Below are 22,907 nucleotides of genomic sequence, written 5' to 3'. Positions count from 1 at the left end.
GACAGGTGCCCGCGCAGACCGTCGGTCCCGGGGGTCGTCACTCCACCGCGCGTGGCCTCGAAACCGCCGGGGACGTCTGCCCGACCGCCGCCCTCACCGCCACCGCCGTCGCCGCCGCCTTCGCCGCCACCGGAGGAGCCGCCGCCGGGCCGGCGACCGGTGTTCTCCTGGCTGCCACCGTCACCGCCCTCACCACCGCCGCCTTCGCCGCCGCCCTCACCGCCGCCGGAGGAACCGCCGCCGGGCCGGCGACCGGTGTTCTCCTGGCTGCCACCGTCACCGCCCTCACCACCGCCGCCTTCGCCGCCGCCCTCACCGCCACCGGAGGAACCGCCGCCGTGTCCGTGGCCGGAACCCTCGTCACCGCCACCGCCACCGCCGTCGCCCCCGCCTTCACCACCGCCGGACGACCCGCCGTGACCGTGACCGGAACCCTCGTCACCGCCGCCGCTGTCACCGCCCCCGCCTTCACCACCGCCGCTGCCGCCTTCGCCGCCCCCGCCTTCGCCACCGCCGCCGGGTCGCCGGCCGGTGTTCTCCTGGTCGCCGCCACCGCCGCCTTCACCACCGCCGCCTTCACCACCCCCGCCTTCGCCGCCGCCGTCCCCGCCCTCGCCGCGCTCGTAGAGGCCGCCATGGCCGAAGTGACCGGCGTCGCCCCCGTGCCCGCCGCCGAAACCACCCTCGCCGCCGTCAAAACCGCCCTCGCCGCCGCCGAAACCGCCCTCGCCGCCGTGCCCACCGAAACCGCCGAAGCCGCCTCCGGAACCGCCGAAGCCGCCTCCGGAACCGCCGTCCCCGCCGTCGAGGCCGCCGAAGCCCCCGAAGCCGCCTTCAGCGCCGCCACCGGGACCCCCGAAGCCGCCGAAACCGCCTTCGCCCCCACCGAAGTCGCCGGGACCGCCGTCTCCGCCGCCGAAACCGTCCGCGCCTCCGTCACCGAAGCCACCGAAGTCGGCCCCGGTGCCGCCGAAACCGCCGTCCGGCCCGCCGTCGAGGCCGCCTTCTCCTCCAAAGGCCCCGGCGATCCCCGCGGCGTCATGTCCCGTACCGCCCGGCGAGGCGGTCACGTCGTCGAACGAACCGAAGGCGCCGAAGTCAGCCGAGCCGCCGGGATCGCCCATCGCATCGTGCCCGCTGCCCGGGGACGTGCCGTCGAGCGTCCGGCCGATCAGGCTGAGGCTGTCGGACGCCGCCCCGTCCAGCGCACCACCCTGGCCCCGGTAGTCTCCGGGGTCGGCAGCGTGGGCAACGGCGTCCGGCGCCCCGGCGTCCGGCGCGCCGTGGTCGACCGGGGCGTGATCGACCGGCACATGGTCCGCGGACACATCGTGGTGGGCCAGTGCGTGGGCCGCGCCACCGAAGAAAAGGGACGACTTGGACAGCCTGGCGTCGAGCGCGGCCGGCCCCGCGGCGGTGCCGGATTCGACACGAAGCTCACGGAGTTCGGCCACCTGTTCGGGCGTCAGCCCGAGTCTTCGTGACACCTCGTCGGTGTCGCCGTCGAGCTCGGCCCTGAACGCCGGGTCGACCGCAAGGCGGGTCATGGCATCGCGAAAGGCGTTGTCGGTCATGTCCTCACGTCTCCGTCGGTCTGCGTGTTCTGGTGCTGAACCCGGCGGAGTTGAGGACCCCCCTGGCCGGCGGCTGGCTGCCATTTCCGGCCATCCCCACCGAAGCCTGCAGGATCGTTATAGAGGGGGCGGCCCGACCGGCGCAAGGGCTGAACAGCCTGTCTCCGCCTCGCGGTGCGTCGCCGGCCCGGCCCCGGCTCCCGCGCTCCGATGCAATACGGCCAGACCTGTCCCCGGCTGAGCCGGGTGCACCAGGACGGCGTACGTCCGCGCGTAGGAGCCCCCCGTCCGCGGCCGCGGCCAGTCCGCGGTGAGCAGCGCCGCGGACGCCTGGACCCGGTCGCCCGCGAGCTGCCGGCGCAGGCCGCTGAGCCCTTCGCGCCACTGTGCCACCAGGCCCAGCACGTAGGACTCCGCGAGGTCCCCCCGGCCGGCGGGGGAAGCGGGCTTCTTCCTGCCCCGAGATCTCCATCCCATGGTCGGCAACGCTATGGGGCGGCCGGTCGGACGCGGTCCCTTCAGACCGCCGGGCCGCCAGGACGTCAGACCGCCAGGCCGACAGGCCGACAGGCCGACAGGCCGACAGGCCGACAGGCCGACAGGCCGACAGGCCGACAGGGCTTCAGAACGCCAGGGCTTCAGGCCAGTTGCGCGGCGAACGCCTCGTAGGCCCGTTCGTCGAAGAGGACGAACCTGACCTCCTCGACCTCCGTCGCCGCGGCCCTGACCGTCTCCACCGCGATCCGGGCCGCGTCCTCCAGCGGCCAGCCGTAGATACCGGCGGAGACGGCCGGGAACGCGACCGTGCGGGCGCCGAGTTCGTCGGCGACGCGCAGGGCTTCCCGGTAGCACGAGGCCAGCAGTGCCGAGCGGTCCTCCTGGGTGGAGAATCGCGGGCCCACCGTGTGGATCACCCAGTGCGCGTCCAGGTCGCCCGCCGTGGTCGCGACGGCCTGACCCGTCCGCAGCCCTTTGCCGTACCGAGAGGCACGGAGTCTGCGGCAGTCCTCCAGGATCGCGGGGCCGCCGCGCCGGTGGATCGCCCCGTCCACCCCTCCCCCGCCCAGCAGCGAGGAGTTGGCCGCGTTGACGATCGCGTCGGCGCTCTGCCGGGTGATGTCGCCCTGGAGGAGCGTGATGGTGGTCATGTCTGCCGCAGCCTGCGCCATACGGCCTTCGCCGCGTTGTGGCCCGACATGCCGTGCACGCCGGGCCCCGGCGGGGTGGCCGACGAGCAGATGAAGACGGCAGGGTGAGGGGTGCCGTAGGGGAAAAGGGAGAGCTTGGGACGGAGGAGGAGCTGGAGTCCGGACGCCGCGCCGGAGGCGATGTCACCGCCGACGTAGTTGGCGTTGCGGGCGGCCAGTTCGGGCGGGCCCGCGGTGGCGCGGGCCAGGACCCGGTCGCGGAAACCCGGTGCGAAGCGCTCCAGTTGGCGTTCCATGGCGTCGGTGAGGTCGCCGGTCCAGCCGTTCGGCACATGGCCGTACACCCAGAAGACCTGCTTGCCCTCGGGGGCGCGGGTGGGGTCGGCGACGCTGGGCTGCACGGTGATCAGGAACGGCCTGTCCGGCGCGCGCCCCTCTCTGGACACCGCGCGCAGGGCCGCGCCGATCTCCGCGCTGTCCGCCCCGATCTGCACGGTGCCGGCGACGCGCGCCTCCTCCGCGGTCCACGGCACGGGGCCGTCGAGGGCGTAGTCAATCTTGAAAACTCCGGGGCCGTAGCGGTAGCCCTCGTAGTACCTGCCGAAGCCCGCGATGCGGGCCAGGGCGGTGGGCGAGGTGTCGAAGACGTACGCGCGGGCCGGGGGCAGGTCGTCGAGACGCTTGACCTCGTAGTCGGTGTGCAGGGCGCCGCCGAGGTCCTTGAGATAGGCGGCGAGGGCGTCCGAGACGGACTGGGAGCCGCCGCGGGCCACCGGCCAGCCGCGGGCGTGCGCGGCCAGCGCGAAGACCAGGCCGATCGCGCCGGTGGCGAACCCGTCGAGCGGTGCGATCACATGGGCGACGAGCCCGGAGAACAGCGTTTTCGCCCGCTCGTCGCGGAAGCGGCGCATCAGCCACGTCGACGGGGGCAGGCCGGCGAGGCCGAAGCGGGCCAGGGTGACCGGGTCCCGTGGGAGGGCCGTGAGCGGCAGGGACATGAAGTCGCGGGCCAGCGTGTCCCAGCGGTGCAGGAAGGGCTCCACCAGCCGCCGGTACGTCCCCGCGTCGCGCGGTCCGAACGAGGCGGCCGTCTCGGCCACGGACCGGGACAGCACGGCGGCCGTGCCGTCGGGGAAGGGATGCGCCATCGGCAGTTCGGCGTGCAGCCACTCGAGTCCGTAGCGCTGCAGGGGCAGCGCCCTGAACGCGGGCGAGTTGATGCCGAGGGGGTGCGCCGCGGAGCACGGGTCGTGCCGGAAGCCGGGCAGCGTCAGCTCCTCGGTGCAAGCGCCTCCGCCGATGGTGTCGCGGGCCTCGAAGACCGCCACGGAGAAGCCGCGGCGGGCCAGCTCCACGGCAGCCGTCAGCCCGTTGGGCCCCGCCCCCACCACGACCGCATCGAGCATCGACGGCACCTTCGGACTCCTTCGTCAGCCGGTGGCCACTGAGGATCAGGATATGCCGGTGGACCGACACCCCGCGGGGCGCGGGGGCACCTCCTGATGAAGCGACGGTCCCGCTCGGGCGGTCTTGTACGCGCCGGTCGGGCGGTGTCCCGGGCCCGGGATCAAACGGTGTCGGAGAGCAGCTCCACCACCCGGCGTGCCGTGGCCTCGTCCCGGGCGGCGGTGAACGGCAGGGCGTTGCCGCCCGTGACGCGGAACCGTTCGCCCGTCAGCGTCAGGTGTGCGCCGCCCGCCTCCTCGACCAGGAGGAGTCCCGCCGCGTGATCCCATGCCGCCTCCCATGAGAAGGCCGTCGCGTCCAGCCGGCCCTGCGCGATGTGGAGGTACTCCAGGCCCGCCGAGCCGCACGAGCGCGGGCGGACGCCCTCCGTCTGCAGGCCGAGGAGGGCGCGCTTCTGCTCGTCCGTCGTGTAGAACGGGTGGGACGTGGCCACCTCCAGGTCACGGCCCGGCGCGGGCGAGCCGGACCGCAGGCGCTCGCCGTCGAGGAACGCGCCCCCGCCCCGCGTCGCCGTGGCGAACCGGTCCAGGGCCGGCGCGTACATCCACGAGGCGTGCACGACGCCCCGCTGGGCGAGCGCCACCAGCGTGCAGAATCCGGGATCGCCGTGGACGAACTGGCGGGTGCCGTCGACCGGGTCGATGATCCAGACCGGTGCCTCGCCCCGGATCGCGTCGTAGGTCGCCGGATTGGCGTGGACCGCCTCCTCGCCCACCACGACCGAGCCGGGCAGCATCTTGGCGAGCGCCTCGGTCAGATACGCCTCGGCCTTGCGGTCGGCGTCCGTGACCAGGTCGTGCGGGCCGTTCTTCTCGTCGACCTCGTGCGCGGCGAGCTGCCGGAAGCGCGGCATGATCTCCGTGCCGGCTGCCCTGCGGACGGCCTCCTCGACGTCGGACGTGCCGCGGGCGAGAAACTCCTCGATGGTTTCCATGTCTTCGATCATGACTCCATGAGAGCACGCGCCCCTGACATTCCTCGCCGAGCCGGTGTACCGCGGGTGGAATCGGCATGAACACGGGTGGAATCGGCATGAGGACGGGGCGTCACGGCGCCCGGGCTCAGCGGCCGACCGCGTAGCCCTGCATGCCGCGGGGATTCGCCGCCGCCGACAGCACACCCGTCTCCGGGTCCCGGGCCACCGCGCACAGCCGCCCCTCGGACCAGGGGTCACCGACGGTGACGTCATGGCCGCGGCGGCGCAGTTCCTCGACGACCTCGGGGTCCATGCGGGACTCGACGGTGACGCTGCCGGGGCGCATCCCGCGCGGGTAGAAGGATCCCGGGAAACCGTCGTTGTGCCAGTTCGGGGCGTCGACGGCGCCCTGGAGGTCGAGGCCGCCACGGACCGGCGGGCGCAGCACGGCCGCAAGGAAGAAGTGCGTCTGCCACTGGTCCTGCTGGTCGCCGCCCGGTGTGCCGAACGCGAGTACCGGTTCCCCGTCACGCAGCGCGATCGACGGGGTGAGGGTGGTCCGAGGGCGGCGGCCGGGTGTCAGGGAGTTGGGCAGGCCCTCGTCCAGCCAGGTCATCTGGAGTCGGGTGCCGAGCGGAAAGCCGAGTTCGGGCACCACCGGGTTGGACTGCAGCCAGCCGCCGCTGGGCGTGGCCGCGACCATGTTGCCCCAGCGGTCGACGACGTCCAGATGGCAGGTGTCGCCGCGGGTGCTCCCGTCCGCCGCCACGGACGGCTCCCCGCTCCCGGTCGCACGGGCCACCGTGGGCTCGCCGGCCCCCAGGGCATCGAAGCCCGGCTCGCCGCCGGCCACCACGCGCGCGTACTCGCTCAGGCGCGGAACGCGGCCCCCGGGGGCCCCGGGCCGCAGCTCGTACGACGCCTTGTCGCCGATCAGGGCGCGCCGCTCGGCGTTGTAGGCGTCCGACAGCAGCTCCCCGAGCGGCACGTCGGCCGCGTCGCCGTACCACGCCTCGCGGTCGGCCATGGCGAGCTTGCAGCCCTCGATCAGCAGGTGGACGTACTGCGCGGAGCCGTACGGCGGCAGCTCGGGCGGGAGCAGTGCGAGCTGCTGCAGCAGGGCGGGGCCCTGGCTCCAGGGGCCCGCCTTGCACACGGTCCAGCCGTTCCAGTCGTACGTCGCCGGAGCCTCGTAGGAGGCGGACCAGCCCGCCAGGTCTGCGGCCGTCAGGGTGCCCTCGTGCCGCTCACCGCTGGTGTCCATGGTGGGCCGCCGCGCCTGGCGCACCAGGGCCTCGGCGATGAAGCCGGACCGCCACACCTCCCGTGCCGCCTCGATCTGCGCCGTCCGGTCGCCCGCCTGTGACACCTCGGCGAGCAGCCGCTTCCAGGTGGCGGCCAGCGCGGGATTGCGCAGCAGCGCGCCGGGGCGCGGCGGCCGCCCGCCCGGCAGGTACACCTCGGCCGACGACGCCCACTCCGTCTCGAACAGCCGGCGCACGCTCTCGACGGTCTCGCCGACGCGCTCCACGGGGGCGTGCCCGTGTTCGGCGTAGCCGATGGCGTAGGCCAGGACGTCGGCGAGGGACTTGGTTCCGTGGTCGCGCAGCAGGAGCATCCAGGCGTCGAACGCGCCCGGCACGGCCGCGGCGAGCGGCCCGGTGCCGGGGACGAGGTCCAGACCCAGTCCCCGGTAGTGATCGATCGTGGCCGCGGCGGGAGCGACTCCCTGCCCGCACAGCACCCGCACCTCGCCGCCCGCCGGGGCGAGGAGGATCGGGACCTCACCGGCGGGCCCGTTCAGGTGCGGCTCCACTACGTGGAGGACGAAGGCTCCCGCCACGGCCGCGTCGTACGCGTTGCCGCCGCTCTCCAGCACGGCCATCGCCGACTGGGAGGCCAGCCAGTGGGTGGAGGACACCATGCCGAAGGTGCCCTGGAGCGTGGGCCGGGTGGTGAACGGCATCTCTCACCTCGATGGTCGCGCGCGGCGGTCTGTCCTGGCTGCCGGGCGGGGACGGGACGCGAACACGGTACGGCGACGGGGACGGCGGCCACCATGGCGCCTCCGGTGAAGAGGGGGCCGTCCTGTTCATGGCTTTCCTCCTGTTCATGCGGTTCAGCCTGTTCATGCGGTTCATGCGGTTCATTCAGTAATAGGAGGGTGATATCCCATAGTGGGGGTATTCAGTGGGTATGAACCACATGGACCAGGACAGGGAAGCGGGCGGCACGCAGGACGTGCGCTACCGCGCCCCCGAGCCGGAGCCCAGGGCCGCGCCCGGCCCCGAGCCGGCGCGGCCCCTGGGCGTGGAGCCCGGCGGGGTGCCGCCGGGCGAGACCCCGCCCGGCGAGAGCTGCATCTCGGGTGCCGCCCCGAAGCAGAGCTATGACCGCACACGCGGTTGGGCCAAGGCACCGCTGACCGCGATCCTCGTCCTCACGGTGCTGGTGGCCGCGTTCTTCCTGGCCTTCGCGGTGATGCTCGCGGTGTGAGCGGTGCCGCGGCCGGGAGACCGGTCCGGGCGCCGGGTGGCGGCCCGGCGCCCGGGGGTCATGTCGTGCGCACCCGCACCAGGCCGGACTCGTAGGCGAACACCACGAGCTGGGCACGGTCACGGGCGCCCAGCTTGGTCATGGCGTGGCTGATGTGCGTCTTGGCCGTGAACGGACTGATGACCATGTGCGCGGCGATCTCCTCGTTCGTCAGGCCGCGGGCGGCCAGCGCCGTGACCTCGCGTTCGCGGGGCGTCAGGGTCTCCAGGCCCGGTGCCGTCGCCCGGTCCGGGGGCCGGGCCACGAACTCTCCGATGAGGGTGCGGGTGACGGACGGCGACAACAGCGCCCCGCCGCGCGCGACCACCTCGATCGCCTGCAGCAGGTCGGCGGGCTCGGTGTCCTTCAGCAGGAACCCGCTGGCGCCGGCCCGCAGCGCCTCGAAGACATACTCGTCCAGGCCGTAGTTGGTGAGGATCACCACGCGGACGGCCGCGAGCGCCGGGTCGGCGGCTATCCGGCGGGTCGCCTCGATACCCGTCATGACCGGCATCTGCACGTCGATCAGCGCGATGTCGGGCACCTGCGCGCGCACCAGCGCCAGCCCCCGCTCACCGTCGGCCGCCTCCCCCACCACCTCGATGCCGTCCTCGGCGTCCAGCAGTGCCCGGAAGCCGGCGCGCATCAGGGCCTGGTCGTCGACGAGCGCGACCCTGATGCGGGCCCTCGGTCCATCCGCCGCGTTCACGATGCCCCCTCCGCCGGCGCCAGCGGCAGTGCGGCCCGCACCGAGAAGCCGCCCTGCGCCCGGGGCGCGGCGTGCAGGGTGCCGCCCAGGGCGGTGACCCGTTCGCGCATGCCGGTCAGTCCGGTGCCGGGGGTGGGCGGCCGCGACGGGGAGGCGGAGCCGTCGTCGTCGACCCGGACGGCCAACGTCTCACGGCCGTAGGCGAGATGGACGGTGACCCTGGCGGGGCCGGCGTGCCGCGCCGCGTTCGTCAGCGCCTCCTGGACGATGCGGTACGCGGCGCGGTCCACGGCCGCCGGCAGCGGGCGTTCGTCCCCCGTGACCGTCAACTCGGCGGCCAGGCCCGCCGCGCGGGCCCGCTCGACGAGCAGCGCGGGCGTGCCGGTGCCGCCCTCGTCGGTGCGCAGCACGTCCAGCGTGGCGCGCAGTTCCCGCATCGCCTCGCCGCTCGCCTCCTGGATGGCGAGCAGCGCGGGCGGCACCTCCTGACCGCGCTTGCGGGCGAGATGGACGGCAACGCCCGCCTGGAGCTTGACGATCGAGATGCTGTGCGTGAGGGAGTCGTGCAAGTCCCGTGCGATGCGCAGACGTTCCTCACCGGCGCGGCGCAGCGCCGTCTCCTCCCGGGTGCGCTCCGCCTCCAGGGCGCGCTGCTCGGTCTGGCGCAGATACGCCTGCCAGTTGCGGTCGGCCAGGCCCGTGACGACCGCACACAGGAACCAGCCCGTGAGCAGCGCGGCCCGCTCCACCGCCTCCTGGACGGCCGGACCCGTCGCCACGTACCCCGCGAGGAACACACCGCCCGCCACGGCCGCGACGCCCCGGTGCCCCGCGCGGGCCGCGGTGTGCACGGCGCCCAGCACGGGGAGCGCCGCGATCGGCCCCGGGTGGGCGTGCAGCACGTACGCGGTGCCGGTCACCGTGGTCGCGGCCAGCACCGCGCGCGGGGCGGCGCGGTAGCACGCCAGGGCGGCCGCGGACAGGGCGACGAGCACGTAGTCGACGGCGGTGGTGGCCGGGCGGAAGGCGGCCGCGGTCGCGACGAGGGCGCCGACCACGACCGCGAGGGCGGCGTCGGCGAGAAGCGTGCGTGTGACCCGGAGCCCGCTCATGCCCGCACAGTAGACCGCCGTGCCGGCACCGGCGTCAGCCCTGTGGACGGCTCCCGGGCTACTCCCCGCGCAGTAGTGCCCGCACCGGCGGCTTCTTCTGCCGTAAGCCCGACTGCCTCCGGCGGTACGACGACCGCGCGCGCCGCCGAGGCGCACGCTGCCTCCCATGACCACAGCATTCCGCTACACCGATCCCCTGCCGCCCAAGGCGGCCACCGGCCGCGTCGCCGAGGTCTACCGGCAGATCTCCCGGGACTTCGGCATCGACCGGCCGGCCACCTTCGTCGTGCTCTCCTCCGCGCCCGAGATCCTCGCTCCCACCTGGGCGTTGATGCGCGAGTCCCTGATCGCGGGAGCCGGCAGCCGCACGGGCAGGGAGCTGGCGGCGCTCGGGGTGTCGATCGCCAACAAGTGCCCGTTCTGCGTGGACGCGCACACCGTGCTGCTGCACGCCACCGGCGACCATGCGCTCGCCGAGCGCCTGGCCCGTGGCGTGGCGCCACAGAGCGAGGAGCACGCGCGCGTCCTGGCCTGGGGCCGCACCACCCGGATCCCGGGCGCGCCGCTGGAGCCTTACCCGTTCCCGGGCGAGCACGCCCCCGCCTATCTGGGCACCGCGTTCGCCTTCCACTTCATCAACCGGATCGTCTCGGCCCTGGTCACCGAACGGCTGCTGCCGGGAAACGCGCAGCGGCTGCGGCCGGTACGGAGCATCGCCGGCCGGGCGATCGCCGGGACCGTGCGCCGGCGTGCCGTGCCCGGCGCGGCGCTGCCCCTGCTCGACGGCCCCGGGCCGGGGCCGGCCTGGGCGGCCGGGACACCCGTCGGTCCCGCCTACGCCGCGCTGCGCTCGGCCGCCTCGGCGGGCGGGGACCTGCTCGACGAGGCCGACCGGGCCCTGGTGCGGGAGGCCGTCCGGACATGGGACGGTGCGCACCCGCCGCTCGCGTGGGAAGAACTGCCCGGCCGCTCCCGGCCCGGGGCCCGGCTCGCGCTGCTGGCGGCGCTCGCCCCGTACCGGATCGCCGATGAGGACGTGGCCGCCTGGCGTGCGCCGGACCGCACCGACCGGTGTCTGGTGCGCCTGGTCGCGTACGGCGCCTTCGCCGCCGTCGACCGCGTCGAGTCCGCGCTCCCCCTGCCGGCCGCCCGGGAGTCGCGATGAGCGCAGCCGCCGGCTCCCGCCGGGGGCGGCTGCCGCGCTGCGGCGGATCCGGTGCCGGACCGATCGGGACACTGCCGAGCGAACCGGGCACGGCGGGTGCGGCCGCGGCGGCATGATGCACAGTCACCGCACAGGCACGGAGCGAGTTCGCCCTTCCGCCCCACAGAGAGTCATGTGACACTGGCGTCCCCGTCCGCAGTGTGGACTCACTCCGCACCGTCCCCCCACGAGAAGTGCGCCGTGCATTCTCTTCCGCTGCCGCTCGCCCTGACCGCGCGACTGCTGCCGGTCGCCGTGCTCGCCTCCGCGGGCTGGGCCCTGTCGTCCGGGCCGCTCGCCGCGGCCCCGGCCACCGACCACTCATCGGGGCACTCCACCCAGAGCGCCCGGGACTCCGGCGGTGCCTCCGCGCCCGGGGCGTCCCCAGCGGCCAAGAAGTACGCCGTCGCGCCCGCACCGTGCCCGAGCCTGCCCGCGGCGACGATCAAGTCGCTGGTTCCGGGCGCCAAGCCGGCGGGCGAGGAGATCCCCTCCACGGACAGGTCGGTACGGCGCACCTGCTCCTGGAACGCGCTCAAGGGCTACGACTACCGGTGGCTCGACGTGACCTTCGAGATCATGGAATCGGAGGCGCAGGCGAAGAAGTCCTACGCGGAGCGCATCTCGGAGAAGAGCGGCGGAGGGACGGTGCCCGGTCTCGGCGACGCGGCCTACTCCGTGGTGAACCTCAGCACCGAGGACAAGCAGCAGACGCGTGAGGGGGTCGTGCTGGTCCGCGCGTCCAACGCGCTGGTGGCCCTCACGTACAACGGCAGCGACTTCGAGACGAAGAAGGCGCCCGCCACGGAGGAGATCAACAAGGGGGCCATCAAGGCCGCGAAGGACGCGGTGGCCGCGCTGGCCGCGCCGGAGGACGGTCAGAAGACGAGCTGACCGTCCTCCCGCCCGGTGCGGGTCAGGCCGTGGCCTCCTCCCGGCCGCGCGCCAGCATGAGCAGTACGTACAGCAGCATCGAGGTGCCGAGGCCGACCGCCCAGCCGTAGTCGGCGAGCGGCTTGAGTGCGGGGACCAGGCGGCCGTCGATCAGCGGATGGAAGTCCGCGCCGCCGATCGCCAGCACGCCGCCCGCCAGGAAAGCCACCACGGCGCGCCAGTTCCAGCCGCCCTCGTACCAGTAGCGGCCGCCCGTGCGGTACAGGTCGGACAGGTCCAGCCGGGTGCGGCGCAGGATCCAGTAGTCGGCGATGAGGATGCCGGCCACCGTGCCGAGCAGACCGCCGACCAGGCCGAGCCAGGTGAAGATGTAGCCCTGCGGGTCGGAGTACAGCTTCCACGGGAAGATCAGCACGCCGAGGACACAGGTGGCGAGGGCACCGGCGCGGAAACTGATGCGCCGGGGCGCGATGTTGGAGAAGTCGAACGCCGGCGAGACCATGTTGGCCGCGATGTTCACGGACAGGGTCGCCACGAGGACGGTCACCAGGGCGTAGAGCAGACCGACCTCGTTGTCCGTCTTGGCGGCCAACTGCACCGGGTCCCAGACGGGTTGGCCGTACACGGCCTGCGAGCCCGAGGTGACCAGCACCGACAGGAACGCGAACAGGGTCATCGTGGTCGGCAGGCCGAGCGACTGGCCCCAGGTCTGGGCCTTCTGGCTTCTGCCGTAGCGGGTGAAGTCCGGGATGTTCAGCGACAGCGTGGACCAGAAGCCGATCATGCCCATGAGCGAGGGGGCGAACAGCTTCCAGAAGTCGCCGCCCCAGCCCAGCCTGGACGGCTGGTCGAACAGCGGGCCGAGGCCGCCCGCCTTGTCGCTCATCCACCACAGCATCACGAAGGCGCCGACGAGCACGAAGGGCGCCGCCCAGTTCTCGAAGCGGCGGATGGTCTCCATGCCGCGGTAGATGATGACGACCTGCAGCGCCCAGAAGATCGCGAAGGACAGCCACATCGTCCAGGCGTAGCCGCCGATCTTCGACGCGTTCGCCCAGCTGTCGCCGATGAGCTTGCCGGCGAGGAAGTAGATCGCCTCGCCGCCGATCCAGGTCTGGATGCCGAACCAGCCGCATGCCACCAACGCCCTCACGACGGCGGGCAGGTTGGCGCCGCGCACGCCGAAGGAGGCGCGGGCGAAGACGGGGAAGGGGATGCCGTACTTGGGTCCCGCGTGCCCGGTGAGCAGCATCGGGACCAGCACGATCACATTGGCCAGGGCGATGGTGAACACCGCCTGCTTCCAGTCCATGCCGACGGCGATCAGACCGGAGGCGAGGGTCCAGGAGGCCGTGTTGTGGGCCATGCCGACCCACAGCGCGGAGAAGTTGTACGTGGTCCAGGTGCGCCTCCCGACGGGGACCGGAAGCAGGTCCTCGTTGGCGTACGGGCCACTCGGCGGCGGGGAGTCCGGGGCGATCTCCACGCGTCCGTCGGGAAGGGTGACTTGGGCGGACGGCGGTATCGCCGTGGGAGCGGTGTCGGTCATGAGCAGGCCAATCATGAGGTGGGTCGGGAAAGGCCGTGCGGGGCGGCGCCGATGGGGGGTGCGCGAGAAGCGCCCTGGGCCCCTTCCCGGGGAGGTGGGAAGGGGACGAGCGGGAGGGGCGGCGGGCCGAAGGCCCTGGGGACACTAGCCGTTGACGGCGGGAATGACCTCCCTTCCGTACGCGTCGATGACGGCTTCCTGCGCGTCGTGCATGTCGTAGACGGCGAACTGGTCGACGCCCAGATCGCGCAGTGCGGTCAGTTTCTCGATGTGCCTCTCGACCGGGCCGATGACACAGAACCGGTCGACGATCGAGTCGGGCACGAACGCGGTGTCGGGGTTGCCGCTGCGCCCGTGGTGGGCGTAGTCGTAGCCCTCGCGGGCCTTGATGTAGTCGGTCAGTTCGTCGGGGACGGCGGAGGAGTGCTCGCCGTATCGGGCGACGAGGTCGGCCACATGGTTGCCGACCATGCCGCCGAACCAGCGGCACTGCTCCCGCGCGTGGGCGAGGGCCTCGGGCGAGTCGTCCTCGGTGACGTAGGCGGGGGCGGCCACGCAGATCGTGACCTCGGACGGGTCGCGCCCGGAGGCCGCGGCCGCGTCCTTGACGGCCTTGACCATGTACTCGGTCAGATACAGGTCGGACAGCTGGAGGATGAAGCCGTCGGCCTCCTCTCCGGTCATCTTCAGGGCCTTGGGCCCGTACGCGGCCATCCAGACCGGGAGTTCGGCGCCGGGCCTGATCCACGGAAAGCTGATCACGGTGCCGCCGAGGTCGGCCTCCTCGCCGCGGCCCAGCGCCCGGATGACCTTCATGGCCTCGCTGATGCGGGCCAGGGTGTTGGGCTTGCGGCCGGCGACGCGCATCGCCGAGTCACCGCGGCCGATGCCGCACACCGTGCGGTTGCCGAACATGTCGTTGAGCGTGGCGAAGGTGGAGGCGGTGACCTCCCAGGTGCGGGTCCCCGGGTTCGTCACCATCGGGCCGACCGTCAGGTGCTCGGTGTTCGCCAGGATCTGGCTGTAGATCACGAACGGTTCCTGCCACAGCACGGCCGAGTCGAAGGTCCAGCCGTAGCGGAAGCCGTTGCGCTCGGCCCGCTGCATCAGGCTGATGACACGCGAGGCCGGCGGGTCGGTCTGCAGGACGAGTCCGAAGTCCATGGTGCGCCACTCCTAGTCGAGGTACTGGCAGGTGGAGCGGGGGGTGTAGACGCCGTGACCGGCGTGTCCGGTGAACTCCCGCCCGCTGATGACGGGTTCGCCCCGCGAGAGGACGGTCTCGACCCGGCCGGTGGTCCGCTTGCCCTCGTACGCCGAGTAGTCGACGTTCATGTGGTGCGTCTTCGCGGACATGACCTGCTCGGCGTGCGGGTCGTAGATGACGACGTCGGCGTCCGCGCCGGGGGCGATGGTGCCCTTCTTCGGGTAGAGGCCGAACATCCGGGCCGGGGTGGCGCAGGCGATCTCGATCCAGCGGCGGCGCGAGATGTGCCCGTCGACGACGGCCTGGTGGAGCAGGTCCATGCGGTTCTCGACGCCCGGCAGACCGTTGGGGATCTTGGAGAAGTCGCCCCGTCCCAGCTCCTTCTGGCCCACGAAGCAGAAGGGGCAGTGGTCGGTGGAGACCACCTGGAGGTCGTTGGTGCGCAGGCCCTTCCACAGGGCCGCCTGGTGCTCCTTGGGCCGCAGCGGCGTCGAGCACACGTACTTGGCACCCTCGAAGTCCGGCTCGGCGAGGTTGTCGGTGGACAGGAACAGGTACTGGGGACAGGTCTCGCCGAAGACGGGCAGGCCCTCGTCGCGTGCCCTGGCCAGCTCGGCGACCGCTTCCTGCGCCGAGACGTGCACGACGTACAGGGGGGCGCCCGCGACCTGGGCGAGCCGGATCGCGCGGTGCGTGGCCTCGGCCTCCAGCAGGGCCTTGCGGACCTCGCCGTGGTGGCGCGGGTCCGTCTCGCCTCGGGCCAGCGCCTGTTCGACGAGCACGTCGATGGCGATGCCGTTCTCGGCGTGCATCATGATCAGGCCGCCGTTGCCGGCGGAGCGCTGCATGGCGCGCAGGATCTGGCCGTCGTCGCTGTAGAAGACTCCCGGATAGGCCATGAACTGCTTGAAGGAGGTGACGCCCTCCTCGACCAGCAGGTCCATCTCCTTGAGCGTCTCCTGGTTCACATCGGAGACGATCATGTGGAAGGCGTAGTCGACGGCGCAGTTGCCCTCGGCCTTGGCGTGCCAGGCGTCCAGTCCCTCGCGCAGGGTGTGGCCGACGCTCTGCACGGCGAAGTCGACGATCGTGGTCGTGCCGCCCCAGGCGGCGGCCCGGGTGCCGGTCTCGAAGGTGTCGGAGGCGAAGGTGCCGCCGAACGGCAGCTCCATGTGGGTGTGGGCGTCGACGCCGCCCGGGATCACATACCTGCCCGTGGCGTCGATGGTGCGCTCGGCCGTCCATGCCCCGGCGGCCGGGGTGCCGGACGCGGCGAGGGCGGCGATGCGGCCGTCCTCGATCAGGACGTCGGCGTGGATCTCGTCGGACGCGGTGACGACGAGGCCACCGCGGATGACGGTACGGCTGCTCATGCTCCCTCTGCTCCCTTGCCTGCGTGGACGCTCCGCCGGGTGCGGTCGGACGGTGCCGGTTGTCTGTTGCCGCTCGGTCGCCCGCGCCCCGGCCGGGGCGCGGGTGCCGCCGGGTCGGGGCGCGGGTGCCGCCGGGTCAGGGCGCGGTCAGCGGGGTGTAGGCGCCGGGCGCGCGGTCGCGGTAGAACTGCCACCGGTCACGCACCTCCCGCAGCGTGGCCATGTCCAGGTCGCGGACGACGAGCTCGGACTCCTTGTCGCTCGCCACCTCGCCGACGAACTGCGCCTGGGGGTCCACGAAGTACGAGGTCCCGTAGAAGTCGTTGTCGCCCAGTTCCTCGACGCCCACGCGGTTGATCGCGCCGATGAAGTACTCGTTGGCGACGGCCGCGGCCGGCTGCTCCAGCTGCCACAGGTAGCCGGAGAGACCGCGCGAGGTGGCCGACGGGTTGAACACGATCTCGGCGCCCGCGAGGCCCAGCGCCCGCCAGCCCTCCGGGAAGTGCCGGTCGTAGCAGATGTACACGCCGATCCTGCCGGCCGCCGTGTCGAAGACGGGCCAGCCGGAGTTGCCCGGGCGGAAGTAGAACTTCTCCCAGAAGCCCTTGACCTGCGGGATGTGTGTCTTGCGGTACTTGCCGAGGTAGGAGCCGTCGGCGTCGATCACCGCGGCCGTGTTGTAGAGGACGCCGGGCTGCTCCTCCTCGTACATGGGCAGCACGAGCACGAGGCCCAGCTCCTTCGCCAGCGCCTGGAAGCGCTTGACGACGGGGCCGTCCGGAATCCGCTCGGCGTACTCGTAGAAGGCCGGGTCCTGGACCTGGCAGAAGTACGGTCCGTAGAACAGCTCCTGGAAGCACAGCACCTGAGCACCCTGCGCGGCCGCGTCGCGGGCCGCCCGCTCGTGGACCTGGATCATCGATTCCTTGTCGCCCGTCCACGCGGTCTGGAAGACGGCCGCACGGATCACTCTGCTCATCGGGACCTCCGGTCGCTCGGTGTGCTGGGGCGAGCGCCAAAAATCCCGTCGTCCGGCCGAAGGACGGGCCCTGCGGCGTCCTGGGGGCACCTCCCACGCCCTTGAGGCAGTGGGGGAGCGTGCTCTCGGCGCGCCGGGCGCGAGCCCACGTACTGGATGTACTTGGGCTTGCGCCCGGTGCGGCGAGAGTGCGTGCAGGGCGTCGCAGGGCAGACGGGACTTCCGGCGCTCGCCCCAGGAGCCTAGGAAGCCGGGCGGGACGGTTTGAGTTGCACCGTGTCACGTCTGCGGGCGCCCGGCGTTCCACCGTGTCACCCCGTCCCGTGCGCGTGTGTTTCCCGCTCTTCTCCACGGTGTTTCACCCCTGTTGGGCGTCGTGGGCGAGCAGCGCGATGTGCACGGAGGCGGCCTGCTCGAAGTCGTCCAGGTCGACCCCGAGGCGGGCCTGGATGGCCTCCAGCCTGCGGTAGAGTGCGGGCCGGCTGACGTGGTGGAGCTGGGCGGTGCGCGACTTGTTGCGGCCGGTGGCCAGATAGGTCCGCAGCACGGGCAGCAGATCGTGCTCGGCGTCGCGGCCGCGCAGCAGACCGTCGAGCTCCCGCTCGGCGAAGGACTGGACGTGCGGGTCGTCGCGCAGCAGCCGGATCAGCCCGCGCAGATGGACGTCCCTGAGGCGTACGACCGCCGGGAGGTCCATCGCCGCCGAGTGCTCGGTGACGGCGTCGGCCACGTGCTGGGCCTCCCGCAGACCGGCGGGCACGTCCTCCCAGGCGACGCGCGCGTCGGCAGCGGCGACGACCGCCTGGCACCGTCCCGACTCCGTGCGCAGCCGGGCCGCGAAGTGCGCGGTCAGCGCCTCGGCGTCCTGGTCGCGGGCGAGGCTGAGCAGCACGGCGGTGGCCCCGTCGCCCAGTTCGGCGACCAGTCCCGGAAGCCCGAGCAGGCGCAGGACGCGGTCGAGCGCGGCCGGTTCGCCCTCGCCCACGACGAGGGGCACGAAGGTACGGCGGTTGACGGGCAGCCCGGCCGCGCGCGCCCGCGGAAGGAGCTGGCGGGCCGGTACGACGCCGGAGACGAGGTCCGTCAGCAGGCTCTGCGCCGACTGCTCCTCCCAGGAGTGCACCGAGCCGTGGAGCATGCGGTGCAGGACCAGGGCCTCGGCCGCCCGCTCGGCGAGGAGCCGCCCGATGGGGCTGTCGCCTCGGTGGCCGCACAGCACGATCCGGCCCCAGCGCTCGCCGCAGGCGCCCAGTTCGGCGCGGACCCAGCCGTCGCCCTCGCTTCCGCCGGCCTGCCGGGCGATCCGTTCCCAGTCGCGCAGCACGTCGTCGACCGCGGACCGCTCCCCCGCCGTGGCGAGCACACGGTGGGCGAGGTTGGTGAGGATCACCGGGCAGCCGGCGTGCACGGCGATCTCGTCGAGCAGCCGCTGCAGCGGGGCGCCCGCGGTGATGAGCCCCGTCAGAGCCGTGCGGACGGACTCCGACAGGCTCACGGCCGCGAACTTCCGCCGCACCAGCCGGGACTGGACCTCCTCGGTCAGTTCGGCGAAGGGGAAGGGGCGGTGGAGCACCACCATGGGCAGCCCGCAGCGTTCGGCGGCCCGGCGCATCACATCGGGGGGTGTGGGGAAGGCGCGGCCGAGTCCGAGGACGACGGCCGCGGCCTCCGCGCGGTGCAGGGACCGGATGTACTCGGCCTGCTTGTCCTCGTCGCCGGCGAGCAGGACGCCGGTGGTGAGGACCATCTCGCCACCGCTGAGCATCACACCGACGTCGGCGGCCTCGGCGACGTGCACCCAGCGCACCGGGCGGTCGAGGTGACCGGCACCGGCCACCACCTCGGGCTCTCCGGCGAGCACCCGGTCCAGTGTGAGGACTTGGCGTACCGACAGGGCGGGTTCCAAGGCGGTGCTCATGGCGAACGTTCCCTTGCTCAGGTTCTTACGGACGACACCTCATGGACGGCGCTGTCGAGGGGCTGACCGACCGGTGGGCGGATCGGCCGAAGGGACGGACGAGGGGAAGGGGTCGGGGGCCGAGGGGCCGACGGGGCCGACGGGGTGGGTCATTCGTGGACGGTCCGGAGGGCACGTTCGAGGATCGCGGCGCCCTCCTCCGCCTCCGGGACGGTGAGCGTGAGCGGCGGGGCGATGCGCAGCACACTGGTGTTGTGCCCGCCCCCCTTGCCGATCAGCAGGCCGTCCGCGCGGGCGGCCTCCAGCACGGCCGCCGCCGCCTGCGGATCGGCCTCGTCCGTGCCGGGCCGCACCAGTTCGACCCCGATCATCAGCCCGCGCCCGCGCACCTCCCGCACCCCCGGAAGCCGCGCGGCGGCGGTCCGCAGCCGTTCGCCGAGCAGCCTGCCCACGCGCCGGGCGTTGCCCTGGAGGTCGTGCTCCAGCAGGTAGGTGAGGTTGGCGAGGCCGGCGGCCATGGTGATCTGGGTGCCGCCGAACGTCGAGATGGAGTTGGCGTCCAGGCAGTTCATGATCTCGGGGCGGGCGACGACGCCGCCGATGGACATGCCGTTGCCGATGCCCTTGGCGAAGGTGAGGATGTCGGGAGGCCCGGAGGCACCGTGTGCCTGCCAGCCCCAGAAGTGGTCGCCGGTGCGGCCCCAGCCGGTCTGCACCTCGTCGGAGATCCACAGGATGCCGTGTTCCTGGAGCACCTCGCGGAAGGCGGCGTACAGCCCGTCGGGCGGCGAGGTGAAGCCGCCGACGCCCTGGACGGGCTCGGCGATCAGGGCCGCCGGCGGGCGTGTGTGCCCGAGCAGGTCCTTGAGGTCCTCGACGCAGGCCGCGATGAAGTCGGCGTCGCTCAGGTGCGCGAACGGGCCGCGGGTGCGGACGCCGCCGTGGACGTAGAGGGTCCCCAGCGGCGACAGGGACGTCGGCGACCAGCCGCGGTTGCCGGTGATGCCGACCGCGCTGAACGAGCGGCCGTGGTAGCTGTTGCGCATCGCGAGGATCTGGTTGCTGCGCCGGTACGTCGTCGCCAGCAGCAGCGCGGTGTCGTTGGCCTCGGTGCCGGAGGTGGTGAAGAACACGCGGGCGTCCGGGATGCCGCTCAACCGGGCGATCTGCTCGGCGAGGTCGACCATCGGCCGGTTGAGGTAGAGGGTCGAGGAGTGCAGGATCCGTCCGGCCTGCTCGGTCACCGCCTTGGTGACCTCGGGCAGCGCGTGCGCGGTCATCGTGGTGAGGATGCCGCCGAAGAAGTCCAGGTACTTCTTCCCGTCGGCGTCCCAGACGTGGCGGCCCTCGCCGTGGGTGATCTCCAGCGGCTCCTCGTAGTACAGGGCGAGCCAGTCGGGCAGGACGGCCTTGTGACGGGCGTACAGGTCGCTCACGGCTTCACCAGTCCTTCGTACGCGTCGGGGCGGCGGTCGCGGTAGAACGCCCACTGCTGCCGCACTTCTTCGATGAGGCCGAAGTCGAGGTCGCGGACCACGAGTTCCTCCTCCTTGTCGCTGGCGACGTCCCCTACGAACTGCCCACGCGGGTCGACGAAGTAGCTCGTGCCGTAGAAGTCGTTGTCGCCGTACTCCTCCCGGCCGACGCGGTTGATCGCGGCGACGAAGTACTCGTTGGCGACGGCGGCCGCGGGCTGTTCCAGCTGCCAGAGGTGGGCGGACAGGCCGCGCGAGGTGGCGGACGGGTTGTAGACCAGCTGGGCGCCGCCCAGGCCGAGTTGCCGCCAGCCCTCCGGGAAGTGGCGGTCGTAGCAGATGTACACGGCGACCTTGCCGGCCGCGGTGTCGAAGACGGGCCAGCCGAGGTTGCCCGGTTTGAAGTAGTACTTCTCCCAGAAGCCCTTGAGCTGCGGGATGTGGTGCTTGCGGTACTTGCCGAGGACGGTGCCGTCGGCGTCGATCACGGCGGCGGTGTTGTAGTAGAGGCCGGACTGTTCGATCTCGAAGACGGGTACGACGATCACCATGCCGGTCTCACGCGCCAGTTCGCGCATCCGGGTGATGGTGGGACCGCCGGGCACGGGCTCGGCCCAGCGGTAGTGCTCGGGTTCCTGGACCTGGCAGAAGTAGGGGGCGTTGAAGACTTCCTGGAATCCGATGACCTGCGCGCCCTGCGCGGCCGCGTCGCGGGCGTGCTCCACATGCTTGGCGATCATGGATTCGGTGTCACCGGTCCAGGTCGCCTGGACCAGCGCGGCGCGTACGACGTGGGCCATGGTGCCGCTCCTTCTGCCTGTTGTCCTGGTGGGGACGTCAGAGAGCCTCTACGCCTGTAGACACGACTGCAGAGGCTTGAACGTAAGCCTCGGGGACGGCCTTGCCAAGACCATCGTCGCCAACCCGCGGAGTCGATCATGTTTCGCACTCCTGCGGGTGAGTGGTCGGATTGTCGGTGGGCCGCTCACGTGGTGAATCCGGCGACCCGCAGGGCGTGGACGAGGTCCCAGCGCCGCTCCTCGGAGACACCGCGGGCGGCCTCCAGGAGCAGCGGTACGAGGCGCTGCGGGTCCACGGCGGCACTGCGGGCCGCCTCCTCGGGCGTACGGATGCGGACGTACGCGTCGAGGAGGGCGCGGGCCTCGCGATGACGGCCGTCGGCGCCGAGGCCGAGCACGGCTTCCCCGATCTCGCCCGCGGGCCGTACGACGCCCTGGCGCAGCATCTGCTCGCCGTCCTCGGCACGGCCCACGGCGGTGAGCGCGTCCGCGGCGGCGACCAGGCGGTCGGCGGGCAGCGATGCGGCCTCCCACAGGAGGGTGGCCCAGTCGGCGCCGAGACCCGCGCGGTGCAGCTCGGCGGCCAGCAGCGGGTAGCGGGCGGCGGGCCAGTGTACGGCCTCGACGAGCAGGGCGTGGGCCTCGCCGCTGAGGCCCTGGGCGCGCAGCCGGGTGAGGGCCGCGACGGTCTCGGCGATGATCCGCCGGTCCCCCTCACCGAGGGCCTCCCGGCGCGGCCGGTTCGCCGGGTCCGCCTCGGTGGCGGCGGCCCCGGCGAACCGCGCGCCACGGGGGCCGTGGCCACTCGGGGCGGGAGCGGCGGCGGCCGGGGCCCTCGGGGGCGCCTCCTGCACATCCATCACCCCGGCGAACCGGGCACTGCCCCGGGGACGGCGCCTGCGCTGCCTGGCCGGGGGGTCGGGGACCGGGGTGGGTCCCTCGGCGGCTGCGGGTTCGTCCACGGCAGGGGCGGCGGGGGCGTCCGGCGCGGAACGGGCGGCCTGCGGCGCGGAGTCGGCGTACGGGTCCCCGGGACGGTCGCCGGGCCGCCGGGCGTCGCTGCCGGGCCGTCCGCCGCGGTGCTGTCCCCCCGGCGGGGCGGTGGCGTGGCCGGCCCCACCGGCCCTCGGCTGCGGCGCCCCGAAGAAACCGCCGTCGGCCGGGGCGCCGGCCCACGCCGCGCCGTCGCGTGCCGCGGGCCCGCCCGCCGGCGCGTCCTGCGGCCACCCGGCGCCGTCGCGGGAGTGCCCCGCCGCTGTGTCCCCGTCCGGCGGCCGCGGCGCACCGCGGCCGGCGGGCGCACCGGCCGGGGCCGCCCGCGTGCCCTCCGGGGCCCCGGCCGGTGCGCCCACCGGGGCCCCGGCCCGGAACACCTCCCCGGCCCGGCCGTCCCCGGCGCCGGGAGCGCCCGGCGCCCGAGTGCGCAGGGCGCGGCCGTCGAGGGCTTCCATGCGGCGGCGGAGTTCCGCGCACCGGGCCGTGGCACGTTCGTGGTCGTCCTCGGCCCAGGCCAGGTCGAGGCGGAGCGACTCGGCCTCGGCCGGGTCGGCCGCGGCCCCGAGCCGGTGGCCGAGGTCCGCCCGGCGCTCGGCCGCGTAGCGCTGCTCGCGGAGCATCACATCGAGCCGGTCGCCGAGGGCGTCCCGGCCGCCGGGCCGGGCGTCGTACGCGGCGAGCGAGGCATCGTGCAGCGCCCGCGCCCGCTCGGCCTCCTGCACGGCCACCGCGGTGCCGTATGCCGCGGTGAGGTCCTGCAGGAGCGCCTCCACGACGTCCCAGGGCGGTACCTCCCGCCCCTCCAGGCAGGCCCGCATCCCGTCCGGGTCGCGCCGCCAGAACACCCCGCACCAGCCGCCACCCTGGTCGAGCCGCGTCAGCAGCCCGTTCAGGTAGCTCGCGAACTCCCTCACCCGACCCGGGAGTTGATCAACAGCCATCGCCCAGCTCCCGCCCGACTGGAGTTCTCCGTTCCGTAGAAAACACCAGGCGTGTTACGGAAGGGCTACAGCGAGTTTTCAGACCGGACGCGGAGCGCTCCACGGGAGCG

General features: G+C 73.2%; 18 protein-coding genes. 4 read left to right on the top strand and 14 right to left on the bottom strand.

Annotated elements, in window-relative coordinates:
* Positions 1-5 precede the first annotated feature (5 nt).
* Entirely contained in the window at positions 6-1,484 is a 1,479-nt protein-coding gene (locus tag ACZ79I_RS32930) for a hypothetical protein (protein ID WP_471502319.1), read from the top strand.
* A gap of 728 nt (positions 1,485-2,212) precedes the next feature.
* Here ACZ79I_RS32930 and ACZ79I_RS32925 read toward each other — a convergent pair.
* The 4 genes from ACZ79I_RS32925 to ACZ79I_RS32910 form a co-directional block, all read right to left on the bottom strand.
* On the bottom strand, positions 2,213-2,722 hold the full coding sequence (locus ACZ79I_RS32925) for an O-acetyl-ADP-ribose deacetylase (RefSeq protein WP_471502317.1): 510 nt from the start codon (positions 2,720-2,722) through the stop codon (positions 2,213-2,215).
* Positions 2,719-4,128: a phytoene desaturase family protein gene (locus tag ACZ79I_RS32920; RefSeq protein ID WP_471502315.1), complete on the bottom strand. Its 1,410-nt coding sequence runs from the start codon at positions 4,126-4,128 to the stop codon at positions 2,719-2,721. The genes ACZ79I_RS32925 and ACZ79I_RS32920 overlap by 4 nt, the downstream gene beginning before the upstream one ends.
* A gap of 161 nt (positions 4,129-4,289) precedes the next feature.
* On the bottom strand, positions 4,290-5,135 hold the full coding sequence (locus ACZ79I_RS32915; protein ID WP_471502313.1) for an inositol monophosphatase family protein: 846 nt from the start codon (positions 5,133-5,135) through the stop codon (positions 4,290-4,292).
* A gap of 115 nt (positions 5,136-5,250) precedes the next feature.
* Positions 5,251-7,071, bottom strand: coding sequence for a gamma-glutamyltransferase family protein (locus ACZ79I_RS32910; protein ID WP_471502311.1), 1,821 nt, complete (start codon positions 7,069-7,071; stop codon positions 5,251-5,253).
* A 230-nt stretch (positions 7,072-7,301) separates the two neighbouring features.
* On the opposite strand from ACZ79I_RS32910, the gene ACZ79I_RS32905 reads away from it, so the two are divergent.
* Entirely contained in the window at positions 7,302-7,601 is a 300-nt protein-coding gene (locus ACZ79I_RS32905; protein ID WP_471502309.1) for a DUF6480 family protein, read from the top strand.
* A 58-nt stretch (positions 7,602-7,659) separates the two neighbouring features.
* Here ACZ79I_RS32905 and ACZ79I_RS32900 read toward each other — a convergent pair whose 3' ends face one another.
* Positions 7,660-8,286: a response regulator gene (locus ACZ79I_RS32900; protein ID WP_471505350.1), complete on the bottom strand. Its 627-nt coding sequence runs from the start codon at positions 8,284-8,286 to the stop codon at positions 7,660-7,662.
* Between the two features lie 59 nt (positions 8,287-8,345).
* Complete coding sequence (locus ACZ79I_RS32895; RefSeq protein ID WP_471502307.1) at positions 8,346-9,461, bottom strand: sensor histidine kinase; 1,116 nt, start codon at positions 9,459-9,461, stop codon at positions 8,346-8,348.
* A gap of 166 nt (positions 9,462-9,627) precedes the next feature.
* Here ACZ79I_RS32895 and ACZ79I_RS32890 point away from each other — a divergent pair, with 166 nt between their 5' ends.
* The gene (locus ACZ79I_RS32890; RefSeq protein ID WP_471502305.1) at positions 9,628-10,626 is read left to right on the top strand and encodes a carboxymuconolactone decarboxylase family protein; all 999 of its coding nucleotides are present in this window, start codon (positions 9,628-9,630) and stop codon (positions 10,624-10,626) included.
* A 240-nt stretch (positions 10,627-10,866) separates the two neighbouring features.
* The gene (locus ACZ79I_RS32885) at positions 10,867-11,559 is read left to right on the top strand and encodes a hypothetical protein (RefSeq protein WP_471502303.1); all 693 of its coding nucleotides are present in this window, start codon (positions 10,867-10,869) and stop codon (positions 11,557-11,559) included.
* A 22-nt stretch (positions 11,560-11,581) separates the two neighbouring features.
* On the opposite strand, the gene ACZ79I_RS32880 is transcribed toward ACZ79I_RS32885, so the two are convergent.
* The 8 genes from ACZ79I_RS32880 to ACZ79I_RS32845 all read right to left on the bottom strand — a co-directional run bounded on the left by ACZ79I_RS32880 (position 11,582) and on the right by ACZ79I_RS32845 (position 22,797).
* A complete protein-coding gene (locus tag ACZ79I_RS32880) occupies positions 11,582-13,108 on the bottom strand; it encodes an NCS1 family nucleobase:cation symporter-1 (RefSeq protein ID WP_471502301.1) in 1,527 nt (508 codons plus the stop codon).
* Positions 13,109-13,252: 144 nt separating this feature from the next.
* Positions 13,253-14,272: a TIGR03842 family LLM class F420-dependent oxidoreductase gene (locus ACZ79I_RS32875; protein ID WP_471502299.1), complete on the bottom strand. Its 1,020-nt coding sequence runs from the start codon at positions 14,270-14,272 to the stop codon at positions 13,253-13,255.
* A gap of 12 nt (positions 14,273-14,284) precedes the next feature.
* Positions 14,285-15,688, bottom strand: coding sequence for a dihydropyrimidinase (gene hydA, locus ACZ79I_RS32870; protein ID WP_471502297.1), 1,404 nt, complete (start codon positions 15,686-15,688; stop codon positions 14,285-14,287).
* A 136-nt stretch (positions 15,689-15,824) separates the two neighbouring features.
* A complete protein-coding gene (locus ACZ79I_RS32865; RefSeq protein WP_471502295.1) occupies positions 15,825-16,667 on the bottom strand; it encodes a nitrilase-related carbon-nitrogen hydrolase in 843 nt (280 codons plus the stop codon).
* A 358-nt stretch (positions 16,668-17,025) separates the two neighbouring features.
* Positions 17,026-18,585: a PucR family transcriptional regulator gene (locus tag ACZ79I_RS32860; RefSeq protein WP_471502293.1), complete on the bottom strand. Its 1,560-nt coding sequence runs from the start codon at positions 18,583-18,585 to the stop codon at positions 17,026-17,028.
* A gap of 149 nt (positions 18,586-18,734) precedes the next feature.
* A complete protein-coding gene (locus ACZ79I_RS32855) occupies positions 18,735-20,021 on the bottom strand; it encodes an aspartate aminotransferase family protein (protein ID WP_471502291.1) in 1,287 nt (428 codons plus the stop codon).
* Positions 20,018-20,860, bottom strand: a complete 843-nt coding sequence (locus ACZ79I_RS32850; protein ID WP_471502289.1) for a nitrilase-related carbon-nitrogen hydrolase — start codon at positions 20,858-20,860, stop codon at positions 20,018-20,020. Before ACZ79I_RS32850 ends, ACZ79I_RS32855 begins: the two co-directional genes overlap by 4 nt.
* 185 nt (positions 20,861-21,045) lie before the next feature.
* A complete protein-coding gene (locus ACZ79I_RS32845; protein WP_471502287.1) occupies positions 21,046-22,797 on the bottom strand; it encodes a hypothetical protein in 1,752 nt (583 codons plus the stop codon).
* Positions 22,798-22,907: the final 110 nt, after the last annotated feature.

The sequence above is a fragment of the Streptomyces sp. PSU-S4-23 genome (genome assembly GCF_055632315.1).
The sequence above is the reverse complement of the archived record's forward strand: the minus strand, read 5'-3'. Positions and strand labels throughout refer to the sequence as shown.

Bases quoted from the DNA above. Each gene is read 5' to 3' on its own strand.
- ACZ79I_RS32895 (WP_471502307.1), bottom strand. From the start codon at position 9,461: ATGAGCGGGCTCCGGGTCACACGCACGCTTCTCGCCGACGCCGCCCTC.
- ACZ79I_RS32850 (WP_471502289.1), bottom strand. From the start codon at position 20,860: ATGGCCCACGTCGTACGCGCCGCGCTGGTCCAGGCGACCTGGACCGGT.
- ACZ79I_RS32875 (WP_471502299.1), bottom strand. From the start codon at position 14,272: ATGGACTTCGGACTCGTCCTGCAGACCGACCCGCCGGCCTCGCGTGTC.
- ACZ79I_RS32905 (WP_471502309.1), top strand. From the start codon at position 7,302: ATGAACCACATGGACCAGGACAGGGAAGCGGGCGGCACGCAGGACGTG.
- ACZ79I_RS32910 (WP_471502311.1), bottom strand. From the start codon at position 7,071: ATGCCGTTCACCACCCGGCCCACGCTCCAGGGCACCTTCGGCATGGTG.
- hydA (WP_471502297.1), bottom strand. From the start codon at position 15,688: ATGAGCAGCCGTACCGTCATCCGCGGTGGCCTCGTCGTCACCGCGTCC.
- ACZ79I_RS32845 (WP_471502287.1), bottom strand. From the start codon at position 22,797: ATGGCTGTTGATCAACTCCCGGGTCGGGTGAGGGAGTTCGCGAGCTAC.
- ACZ79I_RS32865 (WP_471502295.1), bottom strand. From the start codon at position 16,667: ATGAGCAGAGTGATCCGTGCGGCCGTCTTCCAGACCGCGTGGACGGGC.
- ACZ79I_RS32880 (WP_471502301.1), bottom strand. From the start codon at position 13,108: ATGACCGACACCGCTCCCACGGCGATACCGCCGTCCGCCCAAGTCACC.
- ACZ79I_RS32920 (WP_471502315.1), bottom strand. From the start codon at position 4,128: ATGCTCGATGCGGTCGTGGTGGGGGCGGGGCCCAACGGGCTGACGGCT.
- ACZ79I_RS32890 (WP_471502305.1), top strand. From the start codon at position 9,628: ATGACCACAGCATTCCGCTACACCGATCCCCTGCCGCCCAAGGCGGCC.
- ACZ79I_RS32925 (WP_471502317.1), bottom strand. From the start codon at position 2,722: ATGACCACCATCACGCTCCTCCAGGGCGACATCACCCGGCAGAGCGCC.
- ACZ79I_RS32900 (WP_471505350.1), bottom strand. From the start codon at position 8,286: ATGCGCGCCGGCTTCCGGGCACTGCTGGACGCCGAGGACGGCATCGAG.
- ACZ79I_RS32860 (WP_471502293.1), bottom strand. From the start codon at position 18,585: ATGAGCACCGCCTTGGAACCCGCCCTGTCGGTACGCCAAGTCCTCACA.
- ACZ79I_RS32915 (WP_471502313.1), bottom strand. From the start codon at position 5,135: ATGATCGAAGACATGGAAACCATCGAGGAGTTTCTCGCCCGCGGCACG.